Consider the following 4,572-nt stretch of genomic DNA (forward strand, 5'->3'; position numbering starts at 1 on the left):
TTATAGAGAACACTCTAACAATGCATTCTTATTGCTCTCCCTTCTTGTGTTCATTCTTTCACAAAAGTGTCAAACACTCCGCACCACCCCAGCGCTCTACGTCAAAGATATAATTACAGTACTAAGCTTATCCATCATAGAAACATTCTCTCTCCCCTCACAAGGCGCTATGACCTGTATTGTATTTTCTAGGGCTTAAAGCGTCTCTCTTTGTTTCATTTCGCGATAAAGCTTAAAATAGCAGATGTAAATACACAACACACTGAAAGAAAACTGTAAATTTAGCTTACGCTCTAAAACAACAGCCGTTTAAAATATCACTCACTTTAATATTTTTAATCTTTAATATCTGTAATATTTGTCACCTTCGTTATGTCTATCGCCTTCGATCTTTCCCCTATAAAGTTACGTTATTCAAATTTGAGCGCCTAACAGCACTCAGAGACGAAAATCCCATGCCAATCTGTCAACAATCAAGCTTCTCTTAAGTAAATTCAGCCCACATGGCACTTCATATTAAATGCCTCTTTTCTTACAGTTTAGTCATAAAATATAATTGTACTGACAAAACGAATCGTTTATACAGCGATACGAAGAATTGTACATGCCTCGTAATAATAAAAGGAAGATGTGCTACAGATCTAGCGTATTTTTCGTATTATAATTATAGCAAGTACATAAATCTTCTTTTCATCTTATAAAAATAGTCTGAAAAACCGAGTTATTCGCTTTATCAAAAGACAAAACATCCAAGAAACAAACGAATATCAACATGACGACAGCAAACCTATCAGATGCATTATCAAAAGAATATAATGATACATATTCTCAATGGAATTTAGTCATCGATATCCAAAAAGAAGTTAAAGAAACGATAAAATTTGGTATTGTTTCACTGAAAGAATTTATATTCATAATTTTTATAAGCGTTTTTTTATACATTCTGCTCTCAATCACAGGCAATGCGGATAGATCTCAGATGGATGCCACAACGATAATCGGGTTGATATGCGGATTAATTCTGTACGGTTCGATACCAATCTCTTTGGTGCTCCGCATCATAGTAAAGAAGAAACTGAAAAAAGTAATGAAACAACTAGACGAAGCGGTTTCTCATCACAATACAATAAGGAGAGAAAAATGACTGAAGCGATAATATTAGGACGCATTCTAGGGATCATTATCGGTTGTGCAATAATAACATTATCCGTTTGGCTTGTTTATTCTACCATTAAATATCGAAAACTATACCGTAAAGCGCTTACAGGACTGAACTTAGCGATTCAAGAATGTAATAAAAGAGTTAATAAATAGAAAGAAGTCATGAAAAACGTGGATTTTAAAATACCATAATTCTTATTTTCATATTTCTAAACGCATTTAATGTGATTATAATCCTAATTATTTAGGGTCAGCTATTTAGAATATGAGACTTTTCTTAAGGGAGCATTTGAAACTATAGGTAGGCTATTATGTGTGTATGCCAAATACAAGAAACAATTCCAGCGGCTTCCCCCCCCCTCTTTTTCCCACTTTAAGCATTTCAGCCGACGCCCACGCTTGACAGAAATTCACGAAAGCCCACAAACAAGCCCTGCGTTTTAAGGAGATCCCCGCACCCTTAACGACAAAATTCCATCCCAATCAACAATGCAACGGCGAGCCGTTGCTCCTAACCTTTCAGCCCTCCCCACTGCTTCTCCCTCCAAGCCCTCCTCTTTTAAAAACATCCCTTCCCTCTCAAAAGATAAAAAACCACACCGCTCCATAATCCAAAGGCTTAACCGCCCCCTACAAAACTCTCCAATCCCTTGCGATTACCCCCTTGACAGAGCTTATTTAAAGCTGAAAATCCTTTAGCTTGTTTTCGCTTTTTATACTTCTTCTGCTCAATATTATTTTTACTTTATTATTTTTATTTTCAAAGCAGCCTTTAACACATCATAGGGAATTTGTAAGGGATATACACCCTTGACAAGAATAAGACTTCTTGTTAGGTTTCCTCTAGTTTTTTGCAATTTTCACTTATTCGTTGTGCTAATGAAGTGTGTTAATGCGTGCCTTAAGGGTGCGTTTTTCTTTTTGTGATCACAGTGAAAAAGTGTATTGTATAATATTATGATGCAAGTGTGATGTCATAATACGATGTTCATAGGGTGAACAGTGTATTGGGGTTATGATTCATATTTCGGTTGTCATATTGTTTTATAGTTATTGTGATATTGTATTAAGTAAACTGTTTAAACGGTGAATATGATGAAAATTAAAAATTCGCTTAAAGCACTAAAAGAGCGCCACCGTAACAATCGTTTGGTGCGTCGTAAGGGTCGTATTTATATCCTCAATAAAACGAACCCGCGTTTTAGAGCACGTCAAGGTTAATTCTTTAAAGTTGATGTTTTTATGCCTGCTTTGTTGTAGGCTTAAAAATTTTTTTAAGTTTTTTTTGGGGGTGATAATTTCGTTGGTTACGAGTCCATTTATTTGATAGTATTTGCTGGTTTATCTTTTGGGGGCTTGTTTTTATGGATTTTTCTATTTTTTTTAAAGCTTTTGGATTTTTTCAGTTACGTTTTTTTTCTATTTTCCAGCGAATTTTTTTTCTCTCGTGCGTTGGCATTTTTTGTTTCATTTCTTCAGGATATGGGCAAGCGCCTCCTTCGCTTCCTGAAGATAGACCTTCTCCCCAATCGCTTTTACCGTTAGATGACCTCATCCCCAATTCTCCTACCCCTCCCTCAACGTTCTCTGATTCTGACTCGTCTGCAATTATTCTTGAAGATTCTGATTCAGAGCAACTTTCCCATGTTGATAGAATGAAGCAACGTAAAGAAGCAGAAATTTTACGTTTACTCAAAGAATTGAAATATTGTGCTGATGTTGCAAAGGCCAAAAAGATCAGTCAACAACTTCAACATTTATGGTCCCAGTCGGGAAGTGAGACGATTGATCTTTTAATGTCATGGGCTGAAAATGCGATCAACAGTGACGACTATGGACTTGCACTTGATTATATTGATAATGCTCTTGCACTTTTACCGACTCACGCTGAAGCTTGGATAAGACGCGCTTGGATTCACATTCAACTGAATGATTTCAAACTTGCCATGCTTGATCTCAACCATGCTCTTGAACTTGAACCACGCAATTATATAGCGTATTTTGAACTTGGCGTTATCATGGAAGCGACAGAGCGTCCAGAACTCGGCTTTAAAGCTTATGAAAAGGCATTAGACTACTATCCACAAATGCAAAAGTTTCAAAAGCGCATTGAGGCTCTGTTGGACGAAAAATCACCGCAAGCTCTTTGAACGCATCATCCATGAATGAAGCACACCTGAGCCCCATCTTCAAGCTTGAGAATAAAATGCGCTTGGCTTCACATCCCACGGAATAATTGCGAACTTGCCATGCTGAAAACCATACCATCAATCGCCCCCACACAATTATATAGTCTTTTTTGAACTTGGGTCTTTTGTGTATTTAAGGCAATGTCTAAATACTTTGCCCTTCACATTCCTCTACAGAATTTCTCCTCATAATATCAAATAGACAAATTCATTCACGCCACCTCACGGCGTTTCTTCTTTTTACATCTTCCATCTTGGATAAAAAAATTTGTAAAATACCACCCTCAAAAATATTTTCTAAAACAAGCTGAAAACATCGCTTAGCACCTCTAATAAACTGTCATTGTCTTTTCTTATTTTGATCAATTTCAACCATAAAGCCCATAATATATCGATGTTTTTCCTCAAAACTAATAAAGCAGCTCTAAAATGTGACTCCACAAAGCAAAAATTTCAAAACTGCACCATCCGTTAAACAAACAGCCTTAAATAAGAAATATCTCCCGTCATACCCACATACTTAAACATCGCTCTTCATTCCAACCTGCCCCTCATTCACAGGACTCATCTCCTCCATAACCTTTCTCTCACCACATTCCACGCCATGATAAAAATCCAACACACCCCAAAGCATAGACAACACATAAAGCCTCCACGTCCTTAATTTCCTCTTCCTTTTTTACAGATCTGCATTTTTACGCTTTACCATTTTTACAGAAAACAGTAAACAAAACGCCCCTCCAGCTCTGCTCTGCAAACAATGCTCTACCTCCCAGCCTCTTATCCACTCCCCTAGTGACTTCAGCTCTTCCTCAACGAAGCCGCTTTATCAAACACGACAGATAAATCCATCCCTAAAATATTCCACACACTCTCTTACAAAAAGCACTTTATTTGTATGCTTGAAGGTTTCTCAACAGCATATATCCTTGCCTCTCATAGACCATTTTCACCCCACCTCAAACGCCTTTATTTTATGGCATAACCGAATAAAAATATTTTAAATTTTCTTGCTAATCCCCTGAAATTCCTTTATTGATAAATACGTGTTTTTGATCGTCCACGCAACGGTCAATAAGGAGTTGGATTCCTTAAAACTTAACGCATAAACAATTATGGCTATCCCGGAAATTCCGGGGGCTTTTGTTATGTCCAAGTGCGATAAGCACTAAAAACAAGAGACTGTTTAAGTTCAGTGAATCCAACCTCCCGGAATACCAAT

Annotated in this window: 5 protein-coding genes; 4 read left to right on the plus strand and 1 reads right to left on the minus strand. The window is 37.1% G+C overall.

What is annotated here, in order from left to right; translation table 11 throughout:
• Nucleotides 1-772 precede the first annotated feature (772 nt).
• Together BN338_RS01260 and BN338_RS11975 are read left to right on the plus strand one after the other, a co-directional pair.
• Entirely contained in the window at nt 773-1,144 is a 372-nt protein-coding gene (locus BN338_RS01260) for a hypothetical protein (RefSeq protein ID WP_039758278.1), read from the plus strand.
• Nucleotides 1,141-1,314, plus strand: coding sequence for a hypothetical protein (locus BN338_RS11975; protein ID WP_198003653.1), 174 nt, complete (start codon nt 1,141-1,143; stop codon nt 1,312-1,314). Before BN338_RS01260 ends, BN338_RS11975 begins: the two co-directional genes overlap by 4 nt.
• Before the next feature lie 287 nt (nt 1,315-1,601).
• Here the strand turns inward: BN338_RS11975 and BN338_RS13485 are convergent, their stop codons facing one another.
• Nucleotides 1,602-1,730, minus strand: coding sequence for a hypothetical protein (locus BN338_RS13485; protein WP_280109514.1), 129 nt, complete (start codon nt 1,728-1,730; stop codon nt 1,602-1,604).
• A 526-nt stretch (nt 1,731-2,256) separates the two neighbouring features.
• Here BN338_RS13485 and ykgO point away from each other — a divergent pair.
• Both ykgO and BN338_RS01270 read left to right on the plus strand, forming a co-directional pair.
• Nucleotides 2,257-2,382, plus strand: coding sequence for a type B 50S ribosomal protein L36 (gene ykgO / locus BN338_RS01265; RefSeq protein WP_013545486.1), 126 nt, complete (start codon nt 2,257-2,259; stop codon nt 2,380-2,382).
• A gap of 143 nt (nt 2,383-2,525) precedes the next feature.
• Nucleotides 2,526-3,311, plus strand: a complete 786-nt coding sequence (locus BN338_RS01270; RefSeq protein WP_039758280.1) for a tetratricopeptide repeat protein — start codon at nt 2,526-2,528, stop codon at nt 3,309-3,311.
• Nucleotides 3,312-4,572: the final 1,261 nt, after the last annotated feature.

The organism is Bartonella queenslandensis AUST/NH15 (genome assembly GCF_000312585.1).
In the GTDB taxonomy this organism is placed as follows: domain Bacteria; phylum Pseudomonadota; class Alphaproteobacteria; order Rhizobiales; family Rhizobiaceae; genus Bartonella; species Bartonella queenslandensis_A.

Excerpts from the sequence above, each read along its gene's own strand:
- BN338_RS01260 (WP_039758278.1), top strand. The coding sequence starts at position 773 with ATGACGACAGCAAACCTATCAGATGCATTATCAAAAGAATATAATGAT.
- BN338_RS11975 (WP_198003653.1), top strand. The coding sequence starts at position 1,141 with ATGACTGAAGCGATAATATTAGGACGCATTCTAGGGATCATTATCGGT.
- BN338_RS13485 (WP_280109514.1), bottom strand. The coding sequence starts at position 1,730 with ATGTTTTTAAAAGAGGAGGGCTTGGAGGGAGAAGCAGTGGGGAGGGCT.
- ykgO (WP_013545486.1), top strand. The coding sequence starts at position 2,257 with ATGAAAATTAAAAATTCGCTTAAAGCACTAAAAGAGCGCCACCGTAAC.
- BN338_RS01270 (WP_039758280.1), top strand. The coding sequence starts at position 2,526 with ATGGATTTTTCTATTTTTTTTAAAGCTTTTGGATTTTTTCAGTTACGT.